At 57.9% G+C, this 22,908-nt stretch carries 15 protein-coding genes; 9 read left to right on the top strand and 6 right to left on the bottom strand.

Annotated elements, in window-relative coordinates; translation table 11 throughout:
• The first annotated feature begins 49 nt into the window (after positions 1–49).
• The 6 genes from ABD796_RS18130 (at position 50) to ABD796_RS18105 (ending at position 6,171) form a co-directional block, all read left to right on the top strand.
• On the top strand, positions 50–961 hold the full coding sequence (locus ABD796_RS18130; protein WP_344910099.1) for a selenium metabolism-associated LysR family transcriptional regulator: 912 nt from the start codon (positions 50–52) through the stop codon (positions 959–961).
• On the top strand, positions 952–1,884 hold the full coding sequence (locus tag ABD796_RS18125; protein ID WP_379115957.1) for a PHP domain-containing protein: 933 nt from the start codon (positions 952–954) through the stop codon (positions 1,882–1,884). The genes ABD796_RS18130 and ABD796_RS18125 overlap by 10 nt, the downstream gene beginning before the upstream one ends.
• Positions 1,881–2,771 (top strand): UTP--glucose-1-phosphate uridylyltransferase GalU, encoded by an 891-nt coding sequence (gene galU / locus ABD796_RS18120; protein WP_344910095.1) that lies wholly within the window; start codon positions 1,881–1,883, stop codon positions 2,769–2,771. The genes ABD796_RS18125 and galU overlap by 4 nt, the downstream gene beginning before the upstream one ends.
• 260 nt (positions 2,772–3,031) lie before the next feature.
• Positions 3,032–4,033: a Gfo/Idh/MocA family protein gene (locus ABD796_RS18115; RefSeq protein WP_344910093.1), complete on the top strand. Its 1,002-nt coding sequence runs from the start codon at positions 3,032–3,034 to the stop codon at positions 4,031–4,033.
• Between the two features lie 18 nt (positions 4,034–4,051).
• Entirely contained in the window at positions 4,052–5,071 is a 1,020-nt protein-coding gene (locus ABD796_RS18110) for a helix-turn-helix domain-containing protein (protein WP_344910091.1), read from the top strand.
• A complete protein-coding gene (locus ABD796_RS18105; RefSeq protein ID WP_344910089.1) occupies positions 5,068–6,171 on the top strand; it encodes a Gfo/Idh/MocA family protein in 1,104 nt (367 codons plus the stop codon). The genes ABD796_RS18110 and ABD796_RS18105 overlap by 4 nt, the downstream gene beginning before the upstream one ends.
• Positions 6,172–6,216: 45 nt before the next feature.
• Here the strand turns inward: ABD796_RS18105 and ABD796_RS18100 are convergent, their stop codons facing one another.
• The 5 genes from ABD796_RS18100 to ABD796_RS18080 all read right to left on the bottom strand — a co-directional run bounded on the left by ABD796_RS18100 (position 6,217) and on the right by ABD796_RS18080 (position 14,224).
• Positions 6,217–8,412 (bottom strand): helix-turn-helix domain-containing protein, encoded by a 2,196-nt coding sequence (locus tag ABD796_RS18100; RefSeq protein ID WP_344910087.1) that lies wholly within the window; start codon positions 8,410–8,412, stop codon positions 6,217–6,219.
• Positions 8,413–8,501: 89 nt separating this feature from the next.
• Positions 8,502–10,196: an extracellular solute-binding protein gene (locus ABD796_RS18095; protein WP_344910085.1), complete on the bottom strand. Its 1,695-nt coding sequence runs from the start codon at positions 10,194–10,196 to the stop codon at positions 8,502–8,504.
• A gap of 105 nt (positions 10,197–10,301) precedes the next feature.
• Entirely contained in the window at positions 10,302–11,174 is an 873-nt protein-coding gene (locus ABD796_RS18090) for a carbohydrate ABC transporter permease (RefSeq protein WP_344910083.1), read from the bottom strand.
• A 13-nt stretch (positions 11,175–11,187) separates the two neighbouring features.
• The gene (locus ABD796_RS18085; RefSeq protein WP_344910081.1) at positions 11,188–12,156 is read right to left on the bottom strand and encodes an ABC transporter permease; all 969 of its coding nucleotides are present in this window, start codon (positions 12,154–12,156) and stop codon (positions 11,188–11,190) included.
• Between the two features lie 310 nt (positions 12,157–12,466).
• Positions 12,467–14,224 carry an Rqc2 family fibronectin-binding protein gene (locus ABD796_RS18080; protein WP_344910079.1) on the bottom strand — a complete coding sequence of 586 codons (1,758 nt, stop codon included), beginning with the start codon at positions 14,222–14,224 and terminating at the stop codon, positions 12,467–12,469.
• Between the two features lie 265 nt (positions 14,225–14,489).
• Between ABD796_RS18080 and ABD796_RS18075 the strand changes: the two genes are divergently transcribed.
• The 3 genes from ABD796_RS18075 to ABD796_RS18065 all read left to right on the top strand — a co-directional run bounded on the left by ABD796_RS18075 (position 14,490) and on the right by ABD796_RS18065 (position 21,889).
• Positions 14,490–17,279 carry a calcium-translocating P-type ATPase, SERCA-type gene (locus tag ABD796_RS18075; RefSeq protein WP_344910077.1) on the top strand — a complete coding sequence of 930 codons (2,790 nt, stop codon included), beginning with the start codon at positions 14,490–14,492 and terminating at the stop codon, positions 17,277–17,279.
• Positions 17,280–17,529: 250 nt separating this feature from the next.
• On the top strand, positions 17,530–20,268 hold the full coding sequence (locus ABD796_RS18070) for an ATP-binding protein (RefSeq protein ID WP_344910075.1): 2,739 nt from the start codon (positions 17,530–17,532) through the stop codon (positions 20,266–20,268).
• 43 nt (positions 20,269–20,311) lie between these two features.
• Positions 20,312–21,889, top strand: a complete 1,578-nt coding sequence (locus ABD796_RS18065) for an ATP-binding protein (protein WP_344910073.1) — start codon at positions 20,312–20,314, stop codon at positions 21,887–21,889.
• A gap of 21 nt (positions 21,890–21,910) precedes the next feature.
• Here the strand turns inward: ABD796_RS18065 and ABD796_RS18060 are convergent, their stop codons facing one another.
• On the bottom strand, positions 21,911–22,825 hold the full coding sequence (locus ABD796_RS18060) for an AraC family transcriptional regulator (RefSeq protein WP_344910071.1): 915 nt from the start codon (positions 22,823–22,825) through the stop codon (positions 21,911–21,913).
• Positions 22,826–22,908: the final 83 nt, after the last annotated feature.

Here is a 22,908-nt window from a genome sequence, read left to right as displayed (position 1 = left end):
AAGCGCCGTCGGTTCCTTTACAGTATCTAGTAGAAAGGGCGGGGTCGGCATGGCTTTAAATTTTCATCAGCTGCATATCTTCTATACAGTGGCGGAGAAGGGCAGCTTCTCGATGGCGGCCCAAGCGCTCCATATGACGCAGCCTGCCGTGACGATGCAGGTGCAGTCGCTCGAGGATTACTTTGGCACGAAGCTGTTTCATCGCTCTACCAAACGGATCGATCTGACCGAGGCGGGCCGGACGCTGCTGCCTTTTGCCAAGCGAAGCATCGATCTGATCAAGGATACGGATATCGCGATGTCCAAGTTTACCCATATGCTGGAAGGAAGACTTCAGCTCGGGGCCAGCTTGACGATCGGCGAATATATACTGCCCAGACTGCTCGGACCGTTCGGCAAAGAATATCCGAGTATTTCCGTCAGTTTAAAGGTCATGAACACGACGCAAATTCTCGAGGAAATCTTCAATCACCAGCTGACCTTCGGTCTTGTCGAGGCGCCGATCCACCATCCCGACGTAAGGACCGAGGTCGTCCTGAACGACGAATTGCTGTTGATCGTCCCCTCGGAACACCCGCTGGCAGACCGGGAGCGAATCACGATCGACGACGTGCAGCAGTTTCCGTTCATTCTGCGCGAGCAGGGCTCGGGGACGCGCCAGGTGATGGAGCAGGAGCTGCAGCGGGTCGGCTTCGGTGCGGACCGGCTGCGGATCGTCATGGAGCTGGGCAGCACGGGAGCGATCAAGTCGGCCGTCGAAGCGGGGCTCGGCATAACGCTCCTATCGCCGACGGCGGTTCGGCACGAGACGGCGCTGGGCATTTTCAAGGTCAAGCCGATTGAAGGGCTTACGTTTACCAGACATTTCTATTCCATCTATCTGGAGGCGGCGCTGCTGCCGATTTCGGCGGTCACGTTTTTGACCTTTTTGCGGGAACGCGATTTGAAGGCATGGCTGTAGGCGGCATTGCATGTTCGCCTGTACATTCATTACGGAGGACGGGGGAGAAGCTAGTGGCTCGACGGTATGATCTGCATTCGCATACGACGGCATCCGACGGTACGAACGCGCCTGCGGTGAACGTTCGTCTGGCGCAGGAGGCCGGTCTGGACGGCTTGGCCATTACCGACCATGACACTGTCGCCGGCGTCGCCGAGGCGGTCGAGGAAGGGCGCAAGCTCGAAGTCGAGGTTGTGCCCGGCGTGGAAATCAGCACGGTATCCGGGGGACGGGACATTCATGTGCTCGGCTACTATATCGATACGGAGGACGCGCTGTTTCGCGAACGGCTGGAGCAGCTAAGGGAGACGCGGGATTTGCGCAACGCCATGATTCTCGACAAACTGGGAGAACTCGGGTTGTCCGTCACGCTGGACGAGGTGCTCGAGCAGTCCCGGAAACGGCCGGGCCGAGACGAGACGGTAGGAAGGCCGCATATCGCCGCGGTGCTGGTGGCCAAAGGCTATGTCGCGGATATGCAGGAAGCGTTCGACCGTTACTTGGCAAGCGGCGCTGCCGCTTACGTTAATCCTCCGCGCATCCGCCCGGAAGAGGCAATCGACTGGATTAGGGAAGCGGGGGGCGTGCCGGTGCTTGCGCACCCCGGACTGTATGACGACGACGCGCTCGTGCAGCGGCTGATCGACTACGGCTTGAAGGGCATCGAGGCATACCATTCCGATCATGCCCCCGAGACGGAGCGGCACTATGCGGCTATGGCGCAGCGGCACGGACTGATCGTAACGGCCGGCTCGGACTTTCACGGCTCCCGGGGCGGAGTCGTGTTCCATGCGCCTCTAGGGGCCCGGTCTGCGGACGCAGCCGTTGTCGCGCAGCTGCAAGCCGCCAGCGTTCATTATGAGAGGAGCCACAGGAGTACATGAAAATACGCAAAGCGATTATTCCCGCCGCCGGGCTCGGTACGCGTTTTTTGCCTGCCACGAAGGCGCAGCCCAAAGAAATGCTGCCGATCGTCGACAAGCCGGCGATCCAATATATTATCGAGGAAGCGATCGAATCCGGGATCGAGGACATCATTATCGTGACCGGACGCAACAAACGCGCGATCGAGGATCATTTCGACAAGTCGGTCGAGCTGGAGGCTACGCTTGAGGAGAAGGGCAATTCGGATCTGCTGCGCATCGTCCAGGACATCTCCAATATGGCGGACATTCATTATATTCGGCAAAAGCAGCCGCTCGGGCTCGGCCATGCCGTCCACTGCGCGCGCAAATTTATCGGCGACGAACCGTTCGCCGTCCTGCTCGGGGACGATATTATCGACTCCGATCCGCCTTGTCTGAAACGGATGATCGAGCTGTACGAGCGGGAGCGCACATCGGTGATCGCCGTGCAGCAGGTGCCCTGGGAGGACGTCAGCAAATACGGGATCATATCCCCGGCAAACCCGATCGTAGGCGCGGCCGCATACCCCCGGATCGACGATCTGGTAGAGAAGCCGGACCGCGGCAGCGCGCCGTCCAATATGGCCGTTATCGGCCGCTACATCATCGAACCGGACATCTTCCGGCTGCTGGAGGAATGCCAGCCCGGGCGGGGCGGAGAGATTCAGCTGACGGACGCGCTCCGGCAACTGAACGCGGCCAAGCCGATGGTCGCTTACCCGATCGAAGGCAAACGTTACGACATCGGCGACAAATTCGGCTACATCGAAGCGACGATCGAGTACGCGTTGAGACGAGACGATTTGCGGGCCGACGTCCAACGGTATTTGTCCTCGCTCGTTCAAGGCTGGTCGAACGGGAAGTAGAACGTCCGGGGGCGGGCAAACAACCCAATACGGCAATACCGATAACCCGGCGCCATAGGCGTACCGGGTTATTTCTATGTCCGGAGTATGCGGTGGGAATGGCTGGAAAGAGGACATGCGTTTGCGCAGGTGCACCAAATGAATGTCGTGATTATGCAGTTAATATGTCACAAAATAGCACTAAAAAATGAGATTGAACTATGGTATTTTGTATGGAGTGTCGTATTATTTCAGTACATATCCGAAGGAGTGGATTTCTAATGATCCGTGTAGCCATGCTGAGCTTTTGGCACGTGCATGCCAGAGATTACGCCAAGCAAATAAATGAGCATCCCGATACGGAAATCGTCGCGGTATGGGACGAAATCGCCGAAAGAGGCGCCAAGGAAGCCAGTGAAAGAGGCGTCCGCTTCTTCGACTCACTCGACGAGCTGCTGGCGCAGCCGGACATCGATGCAGTCGTCGTAGACACGCCCTCCAACGTGCACCGCGACGTTATGGTGAAGGCCGCGAATGCGGGTAAACATATTTTTACGGAAAAAGTATTGGCCACCACGATCCGCGAAGCGAACGAGATCGTCGCTGCTGTCGACAAAGCCGGCGTCAAGCTGACCGTATCGCTGCCCCGCCTGAACGATGGCTATACGCTGGCTATTCAAGAAGTGCTGGAGCAGGGCTTGCTCGGAGAAGTGACGCTCGTACGCGCGCGTCTCTCGCACGGCGGAGCCGTTGCGAACTGGCTGCCGGCGCATTTCTTCAATCTGGAGCAGACGGGCGGCGGGGCGTTGATCGACTTGGGCTGTCATCCGATGTACTTGACCCGCTTGTTCCTCGGTTTGCCGGAAAGCGTAACGGCCAGCTACGGCTACGTGACGGGCAAAGAGGTAGAGGACAACGCGGTAGCCGTGCTGCGCTACCCGAACGGGGCGCTCGGCGTCGTGGAAGCCGGCTTTGCCAACAAATTTTCGCCGTTTACGCTGGAGCTGCACGGCACGGAGGGCTCGCTGCTGTTCGGAACGCCGGACGACAAGATCGTGCTGCGCACGTCCAAGCTTGGTGAGGAAGCGTCCAAGTCGTGGAGCGTGAAGGAGCTGCACGACAACCGCGCTTCGGCTATCCGGCAATGGGTCGGGCATATTCAGAACGACACGGTCGCTACGGAAAATATTGCGCTTGCGCTCGACCTGAGCAAGCTGATGGAAGCCTCCAACGTGTCGGTCGCACACAACCGGGCCGTTAAGCTCGACGAGCTGGCTCAATAAAGAAGGCAGGCATACGTCATGGATAAGCGCACACCCGGCAGCGGAGACGGAGCGGGCTATGCGGGAAAGCGGACGGAGAAGCGCAATCCCTACGCTTTCCTGAACGGACGCCACAATGAATTGGAACGCCACGATATCCGGTTCCGCTGGGGCGGCTACGGCTTTCGCATCTTGCGCTTCCATTGGACAAACTTCCAGCCGTCGCGGGTCGTCGGCTTCCATAAGCACGCGGAATACGAATTTCATTTTATTCCGAGGGGCAAAGGCGTCGTTATCATGGACGATACGGTCCATCCGTTTCACGAGGGTATGTTTTACCTGACCGGCCCGGAAGTCGAGCATCGCCAGGAAGCGGACGATACGGAAGGCATGGACGAACTATGTCTGCATATCGACATCGTCAAGCTGGACGGAACCGGCTCCGGCGGGCAGGACGGGCAAGCGCAAGCGAGCTATGACTGGGGCACGGAGTCGGAGGAGAGGGACGCGGAGGAATGCGTCCGCCGTCTGAGCGAGCTGCCGCGCAAGCCGACCGCCGACCAGTTCGGCGCGATGGAATGCTTCATGACCGCGTTCCTTGCTTGGACCGAGAACGAGACCGGGATGTACACGACGATCAAGCAGTCCGTCATTCAGATCCTGCTGCGTTCGGTGCGCGCCTACGGACACAGTCAAGGGGAGCGCAGCCTGCCCTCGCGCGATATGAACGCGTACCGGCTGCAATTGGCCAGTCAGTTTATCGAAGCGAATTACATGCGGCCGATTACCCTAGAGGACGTTGCCGAGAAAATCCGTATCAGCGGCAGACAGCTTCAGCGTATTTTCCGCGACAACGGGGTCGGCTCGTTCAGCGATTATGTGGAATCGGTAAGACTGGAGCGGGTATGCCACAGTCTGGCCGGGTCGGAGGAGCCGATCGAGCACATTGCGCTGGCCCACGGTTACTCCAGCTCCAACTATTTGTACCATGTATTCCGGAAACGGTTCGGGATGACCCCGGGGGCGTACCGGGAAACTAGGCGAAACGAGGCGAAATGAGCGGTATGACGAATGCAGCAAGAACGATTCGGATCGGCATTATCGGAAGCGGCGGCATCGCCCGCGCGCACGTGGCCGCGTATAAGACGATTGAGCATGCGGAAATTGTAGCGGTGGCCGATGTATTTCCCGGCAAGGCCCAAGAGTTTATCGAGGCGAACGGCCTGACGGGAGCGCAAGCGTTCGAAAATCACCGTGCGCTCCTGGAGCTGGATCTGGACGGCGTCAGCGTCTGTACGCCGAACGTGGCCCACTTCCAGCCGACGGTAGACGCCCTGCGCGCCGGCAAGCAGGTGCTGCTGGAAAAGCCAATGTCCGTTACGCTTGAAGAGGCGGTCGAGATGGTGCACGTATCCCGGCAGACGGGCAATATGCTGTCGATCGGCTTCCAGCCGCGCTACGATCCGAACATGGACATTATACGCAATATCGTCCAGTCCGGACAGCTTGGCAACGTCTACTACGTGGAAACCGGAGGCGGCCGCCGCCGCGGCATGCCGCGCGGGACGTTCGTCCGCAAGGAGCTGGCCGGAGCGGGAGCGATGGCCGATATCGGCTGCTATTCGCTGGATATGGCGCTGAACGCGCTCGGCTATCCGAAGCCGCTCAGCGTAAGCGCGTACACATCCAATTTCTTCGGCACGAACCCGCAGCACCATCCGGAGTCGGACCGGTTCGACGTGGAAGACTTCGGCGTCGCGCTTGTGCGGCTGGAGGGCGGTATCGCGCTCAATTTCAAAATCAGCTGGGCGATGCATATGGATACGCTGGGGGCTACGATGTTCCTCGGCTCCGAGGGCGGCCTGAAAATTACTCCGGCGGGCAAAGGACCGTGGAGCGGCGTCTGGGACGGCAAAGTCGGCAGCATTACGCTGTTCCACGACGTGCTCGGCCATCAAACCGAGAGCCCAATTCCGATCCGGGAGCACAATGTCAATCTGTTCCATGAGAAGGTCAAGGATTTCGTCTCCGCTATCCGCGAAGGACGGAGCGCCCCGATTCCGGGCGAGCAGATCGTTTACAACCAGGCGATTATCGACGGCGTGCTGCGCTCCTCGGAGCTGAAGCGCGAGGTCGAAATTTCGCTGCCTAACTTATAGGTTGTCGCAAGAAGCGTCTTCGCGGACGCTTCTTTTTTATGGAGTTTATTTCCGTTTGCGGAAATCGCCCGGCGTCATGCCAGTCCATTTTTTGAATACGCGGATGAACGAGATCGAGTGGACGTATCCGACCTGGAGCGCGACGTCCTGAACGGCGGCATCGGTCTCCTCCAGCAGCCGCTTCGCCTGCTCGATGCGGATGCGGATCAAATAATCCATAAATTTCTCGTTAAGCACTTCTTTGAAGATCAGGCTGAAGTGGGACGGACTGAGCTGGAAATGCCCGCTGATCTGGTTGAGCGACAAGCCGGGATCGGCATAATGACGCTCGATATAGCTTTTGATCGCTTCCAAATTATGATAGTGCGGGTTGCTTTCACGCCGGACGCTGATCGTGAGGGAGATGTCGGACAAAGCCTGGAACCATTCCCGCTCCAGCTCGTCCAAGGCGGTGAACTGCCGCGCCGCCGCTTGGAGACGGGGCAGCTTGCCGCTCCACTGCCCGGCTATTTCTTCGGACATGTCGGACATTTCTAGGGTCAGATGATATTGCAGATAGTCGATCAGGCTGACGATCGTTTTGCGCGAAGACAGACCGGCTCGCATCTCGGCGAAAATAGCCGCCAACTCCTTTTTCCACAGCTCCTTGTCCGTCTTGAACGATTGAATCATGGAGCGGATATGCTCCAACTGCTCGTACACGACAGCCGGAGGCTTGGAGGCCGTCATCTCCGGGGAGATGACCCGGTTCGGGCCGGCGGACGCTTTGACCTCCAACATGTCCAGCGCGACCGCGTAAGAGTGCGAGACCGCGGATAGCGAAGAAGCGAACTCGCCGATTCCGACGGTCACCGTAAACTTCAAATACTGTTCGATCCATTGCCTCCATTCCTCGCCGAGCTCTCCGGCTGCTTTATCGGAGTAAGCCAGCTCCCCGTCGAGGGCGATCAGGTTGCACAACCGGCTGCCGGACATCCAATCCATCCAGATCGTACCGGCGCGGTTGTCCGTCATTTCCTGGATGGCGGCCCGCAGCGTAAATTTCAGCAGGGACTGGTCGCGCTGCGAATAGGCGGAAGCGAACGCTTCGTAATCGTCGATCTCGATCAGCAGCACGAGAAAGGAACGCACGGTACCGAGGCTATCCGGCGCCGCGACGGTTTGCCACTCCGCCGGGACGGTATCGTTCGAGCCGCTCATTAGCCCGCGGAACCACATGCTTTTTTTCAAGGCGAGATCTTGCAAAGCCTGGGCTTCGTGATGCTGGGATTGCACGATCAGAGTCTCGATGGACGTCTCGATAAACGCGAACGGATCGCCTTCCGGTGCGTAGCCGCCCTTGTTCGCATACTGCTGGATGCGGTTGCTGATCGTATGCAGAGGCTTGTAATTGCGGCGGAACACGTAGAACAGTAGAATGATGCCGAACAAGATGACGAAGACGGCGAACAGCAGCCACGAGTAGGACAGAAGCGACAGGAAGCCGCCGATTCGTTTGTCATGCAAGCCCGAGTGCAGCACCCAGCCGGTCGTTTCGGATTGCAGCGCGACGATGTCTGCTTGGGGCACGTCTCCCCGATGGAAAATATCGTTCTGCGCGGCATCCGTCAAATACGCATAATGCAGCTCGGACCGGGCAATGTCCGAAAACGTGCTTTGCAGGGATGGCAGGGACAGGTTGACGACGAGCAGTCCTTGCTGGGTCGTGCCGAACGGTATGCCTTTGACCAGGGAGACGACCCGCTGCCCGGTGCCGCCTTTCACCGACGCATACATCCGGGGCGAGCTCCACGCCGGTGCCGACGGATTCGCTATGCGCTCGCGGACGAAAGCCTGATCCTCGAATTCGGCCAACGGGAGAAAATACGATTCACTCATGACTTTGTTGTCCGCAATCCGATACAAATAGATCGAATCGATCCCGTTCATGGTGGAAGAAAGCTCCCTGAGCCGGGAGTACAATACATAGTTGGCGTACGTATCATCGCCCCCATCGGCATTGAAAAACGACTGAATGCCCGTATTGGTCAGCGCCTCTCGGATCATTGCCTGCTCGAGATTGCGGAGCGACTCGTCAAACGTCTTGATCACGGATCGCGCGTACGCTTGATTGGCGTTCATGGCCTCTTCCTTGGCTTTGTTGCCAATGACGACAAGAAAGATGGCGACGAGAGACACGGCCATGAACAGAAAGACGAACAAGTAGGAAAAGAAGAAACGAAGCCATCTGTTTTTTTTCATAGGTCCACCTGAATTGTGTCGTAGCCGACTTGTGCGCGGAAGCCCCCTTAAGCCGAAGCTTAAGAGGGCCTGCGATGTTTGCGATCCGCTTATTTCTTCTCCAGAAAGCTGTAAAAATCCTTCGTCAGCAGCGTTTTGTCTTTATTTTGCTGGAACCAGTCTTTCATATAAGCTTCGATTTTCTCTCCGTTGGACGTTTTCCATGCCGCCTTGGCGTCCTTGATCGCCTGCTCCGCCGTATAGCTGCCGCCGGAAATGATGCTTTTGGCCAAAATATCGTAGGCGCTCTTGAAGCCGTTCGTCTGGTTCAACTGCAGGTCCTGTGGAAGCGCGGGCAGGGAACCGTTCGGAATAACGCCGGCGATCGGGCGAGAAGGGTTCAGGTAAGCGTCGAAGGCCGATTGAAACGCTTTGGCCAGTTTCTTCTCGATTTCGTAGTTGGCGAGATTTTCGGCCGTTTTCTCGACAGGCTCAACAGGGTTCAGCAGCAGGTTGTGCGGAGCGCATTTTCCGGTAATTCCGCTCGTCACCATCGTGTAGTCGCCGGCGTAATCTTTCTCTCTTTTGTTTTTCGCCGCATCGATCACCTGCGGACAGCCGTTTGCGCCGATCCGGTAATGCTCGCCCTCGAGCCCGTTGGCCATTGCATTCGTCGCTTCATCGGACATCATGAAGTCGATATATTTGATGACGTCGGCAGGGTTTTTGGCATTCGCGTTGACGACCGCATTCATCGATACCGGGTTGCTGATCAGCGGGCTGAAGGTGCCGAACGGACCGGCGGGAAGAGGCAGCGCCACGACCTCGGCGTCCGGGACGTTTTTCATCAGGGCGGTGAAGGCCGGCTTCTCCGGATTGTTGGTGCCCCAGATGCCAAGCTTGCCGGTTACGAAATCCTGCTTGGCTTTATCTCCCTTGCCGTCGGTCAGAAAATCTTTATCGACGATGCCGGCGTCGTACAGCTTCTTCTTGAACTCGAGGGCGGCCTGGATACGATCCCAGCCCAGCGTCAGGTTGCCGTCCTTATCCAGAACCCACGGGTTTTTATCCGTGGCGTTGAATACGGTTCCGAAGATGGCATCTATCGCCATGCCGCCTACGAAGCTCAGATTGGCTCCGTAGGTGTCTTTCTTGCCGTTGCCGTCCGGATCGTTGTTGGCGAATGCCTGGGCGACGGCGAAAAATTCATCAAGCGTTTTGGGCATACTCAGGTTCAGCTTTTTCAGCCAGTCTGCGCGGATATAGACGATATGCTGCGGAATGACATCGCCTACCTTGCCGATTTCGTACAGTTTGCCGTCGTCCTTTGTTCCTACTTTGCGAAGAGTCGGGTATTGCTCGAGTATTTTTTTGTACACCGTGCTGTCCTTGATGTAGTTGTCCAGCGGCAGCAGCTGCTTCTGGTTATATAGCTGGTTTTTAATAACAGAATCGTATTCCATGATCAGGTCGGGGGCCGAGCCGGAGGCGAACAGGGCGTTCAGCTTTTGAGCCGACTCCCAGCGCGGCACGCTGACGAAGGCGACGTCGACCGGACCTTTCTGATTGATCCATTTGGTCCAGCGGTTGTCCGTCATCGTGCCCTCGGAAGGCTCTACCGCACCGCGGTCGTAGACGGTGGACGTTATTTTGCCCCGGGTGTTGGAAACGGAGGCGGGCGCTGCCGGATTAGCGGACCCGGTCTTGCCGGTATCCTTGGACGAACAGGCGCTCAAAGCGGCGGCGCCGGCAAGAATGACGGAGAGGAGGGCGGCCGCATGTACGGGCGATCGGTTTGCAGACATGGTGAAGTATCCCCTTTTGTTTCAATTTGTGTATCCGTCGTGCTTCATCATAGCATGAACCTGAACCGGATGCTCACCTCCTTTCGCGACGGCTTGCGCGACTGCTTACCCTTTGATGGCGCCGATCATGACGCCTTTGACGAAATATTTCTGAACGAACGGATAGACGAGCAGCAGCGGGATAATCATGACCATCACGCCGGCCGATTTGACGCCTTCGGGCGTAGCCATCTGAATTTCTTCCGGTCGGATCGCGAAATCCTGCGCTAGAGACTGGCTGCGCACCATCTGCTGGACCAGAACGGCCAAGTTGAATTTGGTCGTATCGTTGACATACATGAGAAGCGTCATGAACGTATTCCAGAGCGCCACTCCGTAAAACAAAGCGAGCGTGGCCATCATCGGCACCGAGAGCGGCAGTACGATGTTCCGGATAAACCGGAACTCCCCGGCCCCGTCGATCCGAGCCGCTTCCTCCAGCTCGTCGGGCAAATTCTCGAAGTAGTTTTTCATGATGAGCATGTTGTAGGCGCTGATCATGGCCGGCAGCCAGACGGACCAGTAGCTGTCGATCAGGCCGAGCGATTTGATCAGCAAATATTGCGGGATGACGCCGCTGCTGAAAATCATGGTGAAGACGATCGCCAGGGTGAAAAACTTTCTTCCATAGAACGCTTTCCGCGATAACGGGTAGGCGGCGAGAAAAGTGAACAGCATGCAAAGCGCGATGCCGAATACGGTAATCAGCAGGCTGTTTTGCAGCGATTGCATAATCCGGGTGCCTTCGAGCAGCAGCCGGTAAGAGCGGAACGTGAAGTCAACGGGCCTCCAGTATACTTGACCGGACAAAATCGCTTCGCTGCCGCTGAACGAAACGGCCATGATGTTGACCAGCGGCAGCAGGCAGGTGAGCGCAGCGAGGGCAAGCAGGCCGTAATTGATCGAGTAGAACAATCGTTCTCCCCGGGAATGCCGCATGGATAGTCCTCCTTTACCACAATCCGTGGCCGAATTTGCGCGCGATGGCATTGGTGATCAGAATCAGTACGAGTCCGATCAAGGCTTCGAACAAGCCCATGGCCGCCGTCAGGCTGAATTGCCCGCCCTGCAGGCCGACCCGGTATATATAGGTGGAGATGACCTCGGAAACGTCGGATATGATCGGGTTTTGCAGGTTATACACCTGGTCGAAGCCGACGTCCATAATCCGCCCCATGCCGAGAATGAGCATCAGCACGACCATAGAACGGATGCCCGGCAAAGTAATATGCCAGATTTGGCGCAGCTTCCCGGCGCCGTCCAAACCGGCGGCTTCATACAGGCTCGGGTCGATATTGCCGAGTGCCGCCAAATAGATGATCGCTGCGAAGCCGGCTTCCTTCCAAACCCCCGAGCCGAGAAACACGCCCATCCAGGAAAGCGGCTTGTACAGAAACGGATAAGCCTCCACGCCGAACTGCTTCAACAGGTGGTTGACCGTTCCCGATTCCTGGGCGAACAAGGTGACCGCCAGCCCGCCGACGATGACCCAGGAAAGGAAGTGGGGAAGGTACATCAGCGTTTGCACGGTTTTTTTGAACCATAGCTTGCGCACCTCGTTGAACATCAGCGCCAGCAGCACCGGGAACGGAAAGTTGGCAACCAGGGACAGCACGGCGAGCACGAACGTGTTGCGGATCGTTTTGAAAGCGATCGGATCGGTGAACAACAGCTTGAAATTGTGCAGTCCGGTCCAGGGGCTGCCCCATACGCCGTCTGTGAAATTGTAGTTTTTGAAGGCGATCATATTGCCGCCCATCGGGATGTACTTGAATACGACGTAATAGGCGATAACAGGCAGGAACATAAGCAACCACGGGATATTTTGCTTAAACCGTTTCTGCTGCCTAATCCTTTCGCTGTTCGTCGCATGCGGCTGGACCGGCAAATTGCGCCCGACCGGGACGACCTCGTCTTGCATGGCAGTTCACCTTCTTCATGTAGGGTTCTGTGTTCGTTCTTGGCCCCACTATAAAGGAACGCGACCGGGAAGGTCTATAAACAACAGGCGCGGCGCGGTTACAATTCCCGCGATCGTAAGCATTGTTCATCGGTCGTGAATATTGTTTATTGCCCTAGGCGTCTCGGGTCGAAGGGGAAATGGAAACATGAGGATGGAGGAAGATCGGAGCGGAGGCAGACGGAAGGAGGGGCAGGCACCCGATCGGAAAGATGCGCAACGCCAATAAGGGCGCATGCACGGCAGCATGCGCCCTTGTCGATTTCGTATTCTACTTGACCGACAACGGCAGCGCCTTGATCGCGTCCTCGTCGGGAGTCATATAGAGGGTCTTCTGTTTGTCGTAAATGACGAAGCCCGGTTTGGCCCCGTTCGGTTTGCGGACATAGCGGATCAGCGTGTAGTCGACCGGCACCTGGCTGGACGACTTGGCCTGGCTGTAGTACGCGGCCAGCATCGCGGCCTCTTGCAGCGTTTCCTCCCCGAAGCGGTCGGAGCGGATCACGACGTGCGAGCCGGGGATATCTTTCGTATGCAGCCACGTATCGTTCGGCTGGGCGACCCGGCCGGTCAAATATTCGTTCTGGATGTTGTTTTTGCCGACATAGATCGGGATGCCTTCAGCCGACGTATAGCAGGTGAGAAGCGGCTTGTCGTTTTTCTTTTTCTTGGCGTTTTTTTTGCCGCCCCGCTCGCGGAGGTAGCCCTGCTCGACCAGCTCGTCGCGGATGCCCTCGATGTCGGCGAGCGCGGCTCTGCCCAATTGGGCCAGCAGCGTTTCCATATACCCAAGCTCCGTCAAGGTGGATTCGATCTGCTCCTTGACCGCTTCCAGGCTGTTGCGCAGCTTGGCGTATTTTTTGAAATAGCGCTGCGCGTTCTCCGACGGGGTCAGCTGCGGATCCAGCTCGATTCGTACCGGCCGCTGCTCTTCGTCGTAATAATTGACGACCTCGATCGATTTGTCGCCCTTGCTCATGTTGTGCAGGGAGGCGGTCAGCAGCTCGCCGAGCATGCGGTATTCGTCCGCCTCCTTCGCTTCCTCGACCGTTTCCTTCAGCTTCTCCAGCTTTTTGGCGTTTTTGTTGCGCTCGTTCTGCACGAAGCGGATCAGATCGGAAGCTCTTTGCTTGACCGTGTCGCGTTCCGCTTTGTCGCCGTAGTACGCCTCCAAACATTCGCTGGCCGAATCGAAACGGCTGACCGGACCATCGATGTGCGTCAGCTCGATGACGGAGAAATACGTCTTGCCCGTGGCAGCGTCCTCCACGATCGACGCGGTGTACCGATTGGCGGCAACCGCCTCCATCGTCTGCCGGAACGCGTCCCATAAACCGCTCCAATTCGCCTCCCCGGCAGTCGTATCCGCGGCAGCGCCGCCGCGGCGGGCGATTTCTTTGGCCGCCAGCGGGCTTAAGCCGCTGAACCGGCCAACGAGCCGCTGCCAAGCCGGCGCATCGGCTTCCGTCTCCCCGCCGGTCGCTTCCATAAAGGCGGCTTCGCTCGTCTCCAGAGGATTCGACTTGCCCTGCTCCGGAGGGGACGTGTACGAGCTGCCGGGCATGACGATCCGGTAATGGCTGATCGCCGGCGTCACGTGCTGAATGCCGTCCAGAATCGTACCGGTCTGGGGATCGAGCAAAATAATGTTGCTATGCCGCCCCATAATCTCGATGACGATCCGCTTGGCGCTGACGTCGCCGATCTCGTCGCGCTGTCTGACGTCGATATGCAGCACCCGTTCCAGGCCGACCTGCGTCACCCGCTCGATAACGGCGCCTTCGCAATGCTTGCGCATCAGCATGCAGAACATGGGCGCTTCGATCGGGTTTGTAAATTGCGCTTCGGTAAAATGCGCCCGCGGGTAAGTCGGGTTGGCCGACAGAAGCAGTTTGCGGTTTTGTCCCTGGGCGCGGATTTGCAGCACGATATCGCTGCGCGAGGGCTGCGTAATTTTATTGATTCGTCCGCCCGCGCAGAGCGCAAGCTCGCTTGCGATAGCGCGGACGACGAGACCGTCCAATGACATGACGAATCCAACTCCCTTTCCTGCAAGTAAGCTTCCTGCGTGTTCAGGCTGCCGGGAACCGGCAGCCGGCTTCTCCTATCATGCCACAAATCGCCCGCCGGCGCCATCTGCGCGGAGACGGCAGCATTCGTTATAACCGTTTTTGGCGACTAGGCGGGGGGAAAATCCGCCTTTGCTGACGGGCGTTGTGCTATTTCGCGGCTTGTCTGCATACATTTACCTTGAGTGGGCGTGTACAATTCAGCGCTTCGGGAGGGAAAAGTGCGTGGAACAGAAGATGTGGTACCAGTTGGATGCGGCGGAGACGGCCCGGGCTCACGATGTCGTACCGGCCCAGGGTCTCACGTGGGACGAGGCCAAAGCCCGTCGGCAGCGCGACGGCGACAATGAGCTGACGGAGAAGCGGAGCGTGTCGCTGATCGCCCTGTTTTTGAACCAGTTCAAAGATTTTATGGTGCTTGTGCTGATGGCCGCTACGCTCATATCGGGTTTGCTGGGCGAATATTTGGATGCGATTACGATCGTGGCGATTATCGTGATGAACGGCATACTCGGATTCGTTCAGGAGTTCCGCGCGGAACGGTCGCTGCGCGCGCTCAAGGAGCTGTCCGCTCCGACGGCCAAGACGATCCGCGACGGGCAGGTCGTCCATATTCCGGCCAAGGAGCTGGCGGTCGGGGACGTTGTTCTGATCGAAAGCGGGGACCGGATTCCCGCGGATCTGCGCTGGATCGAAGCGAACAGCCTCTATGTGGAAGAATCCGCGCTGACCGGCGAATCGGTACCCGTCGGCAAGCATACCGATTCGCTGCCGCAAGCGGAGGTGGCGCTCGGCGATCAGAAAAACCTTGGATTTATGGGCACGATGGTGACGCGCGGAACGGCCAGAGGCATTGTCGTGCGCACCGGTATGGCGACGGAGATGGGCAAAATAGCCGATCTGATCCAGAATACCGAAGCGATGGAGACTCCGCTCCAGCATCGGCTGGAGCAGCTCGGCAAAGTGCTCATCGCGGTGGCGATCGGACTTACGATTATGGTCGTCGTCGCCGGAATTTTGCACGGACAGCCGCCTTATGCGATGTTTCTGGCCGGCGTCAGCCTGGCGGTGGCCGCCATCCCCGAAGGGCTGCCCGCTATCGTGACGATCGCGCTGGCGCTGGGCGTGCAGCGAATGATCAAACGCAAGGCCATCGTGCGCAAGCTGCCGTCGGTCGAGACGCTCGGCTGCGCATCGGTCATATGCTCGGATAAGACGGGAACGCTGACGCAGAACAAGATGACGGTGACCCATGTGTGGCTGGGCGGGGACGTCCTGGAGGTGACCGGCGACGGCTATGAGCCGGCCGGGCAGATTACGAGCAACGGAGCGCTGGTCGACCTGCGCCAAAATCAGACGCTGCGCCGGCTGCTGCAGATCGGCGTACTGTGCAACAACGCGGTGCTGCACGAAGAAATAGCGGACCAGTCGAAGCGCAAAGGGAGCAAAAGCCAGCCGAAGCCGGTATTCTCGATCAAGGGAGACCCGACGGAGGGAGCGCTTGTCGTACTGGGCGCGAAGGCGGGCATTACGCGGCAGTCTCTGGAAGGCTTGTACGAGCGCAAGGGCGAGCTGCCGTTCGATTCCGACCGCAAGCGGATGTCGGTGCTCATGCAGCATCAAGGGGGGCGGCTGCTATTCACCAAGGGAGCGCCGGACGTGGTGCTGGAAAAATGCGCCTATGTGCTGTGGGACGGGAAAGTGATTCCGTTCACGCCCTCCTTGAAACAAAAAGTGGTTGCGGCCAACGAAGGCATGGCGCGTTCCGCGCTGCGCGTGCTGGGCTTGGCCTACAAGGAGCTGAAGACGACCGACCGCGACGATACGCCGCATACGCTCGAAAGCCAGCTCGTCTTCGTCGGCCTTACCGGTATGATCGATCCTCCGCGCAAGGAAGTGCGGGACGCGATCCAGACATGCCGCAGGGCAGGCATCAAGACAGTGATGATCACCGGGGATCACCAGACGACGGCGGAAGCGATCGCCCGCCAGCTCGGCATGATTCCCCAGAACGGGCTAACGATGTCCGGGGCTCAAATATCCGCGTTATCCGAAGAGGAATTGGACCAGAAGTCCGATCAGGTGTACGTGTACGCCCGCGTCTCGCCCGAGCACAAGCTGCGGATCGTCAAATCGCTGCAGCGCCAGGGGCATGTCGTAGCGATGACCGGGGACGGCGTCAATGATGCTCCAGCCATCAAAGCGGCGGACATCGGCATCTCGATGGGGCAGACCGGAACCGACGTTACCAAAGAGGCGTCCGCGCTTATCTTAAGCGATGACAACTTCGCCACAATCGTATCGGCGATCGAGGAAGGCCGGGGCATTTACGAAAATATCCGCAAATTTATCCGTTACCTGCTCGCGTCCAATGTCGGAGAAATCATGACGATGTTTTTGGCGATGATGATGGGGATGCCGCTGCCGCTCATCCCGATCCAGATTTTGTGGGTAAACCTGGTCACCGACGGCTTGCCCGCGATGGCGCTCGGCGTCGACCAGCCGGAGAAAGATTTGATGCAGCAAAAGCCGCGCGGCGCCAAAGAAAACATATTTGCTCGCCGGCTCGGCTGGAAGATCGTCAGCCGCGGCCTGTTGATCGGCATAAGCACGCTGGTCGCCTTCTGGCTTATGCTGAGGGAAAACCCGGACAGCGCCGCCGGTCTCATGAAAGCCCAGTCGGTAGCGTTCGCGACGCTCGTCATGGCTCAACTCATTCATGTCTTCGATTGCCGCAGCTCGCGCTCGATCTTTCACCGCAATCCGCTGCAAAACAAATATTTGGTGCTTGCCGTACTGTCTTCGCTGGCGCTGATGCTGGCCGTCATGTATGTAGAACCGCTGCAGCCGATTTTCAAGACGGTGCCGCTCGGGTGGAAGGAATGGGTGATTACGCTGTTCTTTGCCGGCATCCCGACGTTCCTGATGGGCTTCGGTAGCGTCCTGACGACGCAGCGCCGTAAGCGTCGCAAGCTGATCGGCGGCGGCTACGGCTCGAAGCCGGCAACGCGTTAAACCGCTTTTGCAAAACCGCATCAATCCAAGCCCGTGCCCTGCCGGCACGGGCTTTTTGGCATTTCCGAACGTGCATAACGCACGATATTTTTACAGACCGAAAGGAAAAGATTTCATCCTCCCAGAATATACAACTAGTACAAAGACAGACCTTAAACGGTATCCTTGGAATGTTCCCGGATACGCAAGAGTAGCTCCGACTTTGTACAGGTACAAAGCGGACCTTGAACGAGGGGGGGCTGAAGCGGACGTGAGATTCAGAATGAAGCTGTATGTCGGTTTTGGGACCGTACTGGCGCTGATGCTCGTATTATCTTACGGAGGTCTCATGCTTCTTAATCAACTGAACGATACGGTAAAACGGATTGTGAACGACAACTACGCCGGCGTCAAGATGACCTCTTCCTTAAGAGGAGAGGTCGATACGTTGGACCGAAGCATAACCGCTTACATGATGGAGTACGACACGGCCGGTAGCGTCCAGCTCGCCAAGACGATCACGGAAAGCCGGCTGTTGATCGAGCGCTACTGGAACGAGCTGGGCGAGCTGGATACGGACGGGAAGCACAAAGACGTTTTAATGATGATTTTCAGCGCCTACAGCGAGCTGAACCGGGATATTGATCAGCTGATCCGGCTGAACGAGGCGGGGCGCCGCGAGCAGGCGCTCGACTATTACAACACCGCTCTGGCCCCGCTCCGCTCGGTGCTGTTCGAGAAAATTCATCTGTACAGCAGCATTTATCAGGACGACACCGAGGAGGCGTTGGAGCAAAGCCGCGAAAGCTACCGTAACATGGTCTTCATACTGGCCGGCTTCGAGGTGGTCATTTTTCTCGTGGCTGCGGTTATTGCCGTATGGGTGTTCCGCAGCGTAACCGGCAGCCTCGGCCGGATCGCGGACGTGATGGACGGGGTAACGGGCAGCGAGCCGAGCCGGCTTCCGCTCATTGCGGCGGACGTGCACGACGAGCTCGGCATCATCGCCCGGGCGTACAATCGGATGGCCGCCGCGCTCGATCATCATTCGCAGAGCGTCGAGGCGTACCAGCGGCAGCTGGAAGCGCAAAACTGGCACAAAACGAAAGTGGCCGAATTTTCCGCAATGTTCCAGAACGCGCAGGACGATACGGCGCTGGCCCAATCGTTTCTGGACCAGATCGCTGTATTGACGGGGGCCGGCTTTGGGGTGCTGTACGGGTGCCGGTCGGAGAACGGAGACGGAGTCGGTTTGCTGAAGCTGGCTTCGTATGCAGGGGAGGGCAAAGCATCCTATCAGGAAAAGATTGCCATTGGCGAAGGACTGGTCGGCCAATGCGTGCTGCAAAACCAGCCGATCGCGCTGGAGAGTTTGCCGGACAAGCATGTCCGCATAAGTTCCGGTTTAGGCGACACCGGGTCGGCGAACCTGCTGCTGACCCCGATCCCGTATGATGGAAAAGCGATTGCGGTACTGGAACTCGCTTCGCATGAACCGTTCGAGCCGGCGCGGGTTCGTCTGCTCGAGGAAGTCGCCGGTCTGCTCGGCATCGCCTTCAACAGCGCGTCGGCCTATCGGCAAATCCGCCAGCTGCTTGCCGAATCGCAGCTGAACGCCGAAGAGCTGCAAGCCCAGGCCGAGGAGCTGCAAATGCAGCAGGAGGAAATGCGTACGCTCAACGAGCGGCTGGAGCTTCAATACGCCCAGGCCGACGGCCGGAACAAGGAGTTGGAAAATATTCGTCTGGTGCTGGAGGAGAGCAGCCGTCAGGCCCAACTCAGCTCCCGGTACAAAACCGAGTTTCTTGCCAATGTGTCGCACGAGCTGAGGACGCCGCTGAACAGCCTGCTGCTGCTGGCCCAACTGCTCTCGGACAACAAGCAGGGCAATCTGTCGCCGAAGCAGTTGGAATATGCGCGGACGATATACAGTTCCGGAAGCGACTTGCTCGCACTGATCAACGATCTGCTCGATTTATCCAAGATCGAGGCGGGCAAGGCGGAAATAGTCCCGGACTCGATTTCCATAGGAGGACTGGCGGAGACGATCGAGAGGCAGTTCCGGCCGCTTGCCTCCCAGAAGGGGCTTGACCTGCATATCGATGTGGCGTCGGGGGAGGCCGAAACGGCGATTGTTAACGACATCCAGAAGCTGCGGCAAATTATCGGCAATCTGATGTCGAATGCGATCAAGTTTACGGAGAAAGGCGGCGTATCCGTCTCGCTGCACGTCTCCAAAGCCGGCGGCGCGCTCGAATACCGCGACAGGGAGAACGTTGGCGGCGTCCTGACCGTCAGCGTCGCCGATACGGGAATCGGCATCCCGCCCGACAAGCGGGAGATGATATTCGAATCGTTCCGCCAAGCGGACGGGACGACAAGCCGCAAATACGGCGGCACCGGCCTCGGTTTGGCGATATGCCGCGAGCTGGCGTCGCTGCTCGGCGGCAAGATCTCGCTCGACAGCAAGGAGGGCGAGTGGAGCGTCTTTACGCTTCAGCTCCCGCAGATGGACGCTGCCGACGCCGCCTTGACGGCCGGCTATGAGGAAAGTGCGGCCGCTTCCGGACGGGCGGACTCCTCCGCCGGCGGAGCGGCTTGGACGGATGTTGGACAGGAGGCGGTCAAGCGGCTGAAGAACCGGACCATTTTGCTGATCGACGACGATATGCGCAATATTTTTGCTTTAACGGGCGTCCTGGAAACGTACGGAATGGTGGTGATGTTCGCCGAGAACGGGCGGGAAGGGCTGAAGATGCTGGAGCGGCATCCGCGTGTGGATCTGATCCTGATGGATATTATGATGCCGCAGATGGACGGCTACGAGGCGATACGGGCGATCCGCAACAGCGGAGAGCCGTACCGGAACGTGCCGATTATCGCTTTGACGGCCAAGGCGATGAAGACCGACCGGGACAAATGCCTTGAGGCGGGAGCCGACGACTACATCAGCAAGCCGGTCCGCTACGAACAATTGCTCTCGCTGCTGCGGGTTTGGCTGCACGGTTAAAAGCTTGACATCAGCGTTTATTAGACTTGGGGGGCATTTTGACATGGTGAAAATATTGGCGGTGGACGACAGACCTGAAAACCTGTTGGCTTTGGAAGGGGTGCTGAGCTCGCCCGATTACGAAGTGATCTCGCTTCGCTCGGGCGAAGATGCGCTTCGTTATTTGCTGCTCGAGGAGATCGGCGACGTGGCGGTTATCTTGATGGACGTCCAGATGCCCGGTCTGAACGGCTTCGAAACAGTCGGATTGATCAAGCAGCGGGAGCGCTGCCAGGATATTCCCGTCATCTTCCTGACGGCGATCAGCACGTCGACCGAGCATGTGCGCCGCGGCTATAAAGCGGGCTCTATCGACTACTTGTTCAAGCCGATCGACCCGGATCTGCTGCGGATGAAGGTGGCAGCCTTCGTCGAGCTTCACCGTTATTATCGCAAGACGATCGAGCAGGGGGATATGCTGCAAAAGCGGGCAACCGAGCTGGAGGAGTCGAACCGCCGGTTCGCCGAAGCCGATGCGCTGCTGAAGCATCAGAAGGAGAAGCTGGAGACGATCGTCGAGGAGCGGACGCGAGACCTGCTGCTGTCCAATATCCGGCTGCGCAAGTCGCAGGAACGTTTCAAGAAAATGTTCATGTCCAGCCCGTGCCTTATCTCCATACGCAGGGCGACCGATCTCGTCTATATTGACGTCAATGAAAGCTGGAAGCAGTTTACCGGCTTTGGCGAGGAGGCGATCGGCAACGACTATAATTTGCTGCAACTCAGCCTCGATCCGGCGGATCATAAGGCGCTGCACGAAGGAAAGGCGCTCCGCAACGTCAAGGTCAAATATATGACCCAGTCGAACGAGTGGCGGGACGGTCTGCTTTCGACGGAGATGATCGATATCGAGGGGGACCGCTGCCTGCTGGAGGTCATAGTGGACGTGACCGAGAAGGTCCGGTACGAGAAGGAGATGACGAGACTGTCCGAGCTGAACCTGATCGGCGAAATGGCGGCCGGCATCGCGCACGAAATCCGCAATCCGATGACGACGATCCGCGGGTTTTTGCAGCTGTCGCAAAATGCCGGGGGGCGAATGGACAAGGAGCACGTCGAAATGATGCTCGACGAGCTGGACCGGGCGAACAGCATCATTACCGAGTATTTGTCGCTCGCCAAAAACAAACAGTCGGACATACGTCCGACGTCGCTGACCCGGCTGCTCGATTCGCTCTACCCGCTCATTCAGGCGGAGGCGGTCATGTCCGGCAAGCATGTACAGATCGAGTACGGCGAATGCCCGGACGTTTCGCTGGACGAGAAGGAGATTCGCCAGCTCGTTCTGAACATTTCGCTTAACGGGCTGGAAGCGATGGGAGCAGGGGGGACATTGACGATTCGCACGGAGGAGGAAGGCCCGGATGTCGTGCTGAGCATCGCCGACGAAGGCGAGGGGATCAGCGAAGACAATCTGACGAAGCTCGGACGGCCGTTCTTCACGACGAAGGAACAGGGTACCGGCCTCGGTCTCGCCGTATGCTACAGCATTGCCGCCAGGCACCGCGCGACGATCCGGGTAGATACGGGCAGCAGGGGGACGACGTTCTCCGTCCGTTTCCCGGCATGGCGAAGCGCATAAGCCCCCCGTAAGGGGCTTGGCTTACATGCGGGCCTTCATCGTACGGGCGTATTCCGACGGCGACATGCCCGTCTGCTTCTTGAATTGGCGGGAGAAATAGTGGATGCTGGAATAGCCGAGCCGTTCGGCGATTTCCGTCACGTTGCACGTTTCCTCGCGAATATGCTGCTTGGCCCGCTCGATGCGCAACCGGCCTACATACTCCGTCACGCCGCTGCCCGTATGCTCGCGGAACAAAGCCCGCAAATGCGTCTTGCTGCAGGCGAACTCGGCGCATAGCTGGTCTAGCGTCGGGTTTTCCCGCAAATGTTCGTCCAAATAGCCAGTCACCCGGCTGACGAAATCGCGTTCCCCCTTTTCCTTCGTGACCGAAGACAGCTTCGGCTTGATTCCCGGCGTCTGGTTATTGCGAATCAGCCGAATAAACAGCGCTTCCAAATATATTTTGATCAGCTGCTCCGACCCGAACTCCGGTTTGTCTTTGCGGGTCAGCGGGTGCGGCCTTTTGGGCTTGTGCCATACGTACGGCCAGGCGATCGGCAGCATGAACAGCTTGTTGCCCTCCTCGATCAGCTGGGATAGCAGCTCGCGGTCGCCGTTGCCCAGCTTGAGCGCCTTATGGGTAAAGAAGCTCATCGCCTCCGAGCGGCAGTCGAAAGCGATTATGAAAATATTCGGCGCGGTTTTATGGTTGCAGCGCAAGCTGTGAAATTCATTCGGCGAATAAAAGACGATCTCTCCCTGCTTTAGATGAAACGTATTGGAATCGGTGGAAACTTCGATCTCTCCCCTGTCCAGATAGAGGAACTCCCAGAAGTTGTGCTGTTCCCCCCGATAGACGTAATCTTTGTTCAATTCGGTGTAATGGAACGAATAAATTTTATCGATGCAAATTTGTTCCTTCAGTCTGATATGGCGGAAAAAATTTTTTTCCATGGCACTCATCCTTTGCCGTACAGCCGATTTACGTCTATCGTAAGACAGCCGGGAGAAGGTGTCAATAAGTGCAAATGCTTTGA

The sequence above is a fragment of the Paenibacillus hodogayensis genome (assembly GCF_039536325.1).
In the GTDB taxonomy this organism is placed as follows: Bacteria; Bacillota; Bacilli; order Paenibacillales; family NBRC-103111; genus Paenibacillus_AB; species Paenibacillus_AB hodogayensis.
The sequence above is the reverse complement of the archived record's forward strand: the minus strand, read 5'-3'. Positions and strand labels throughout refer to the sequence as shown.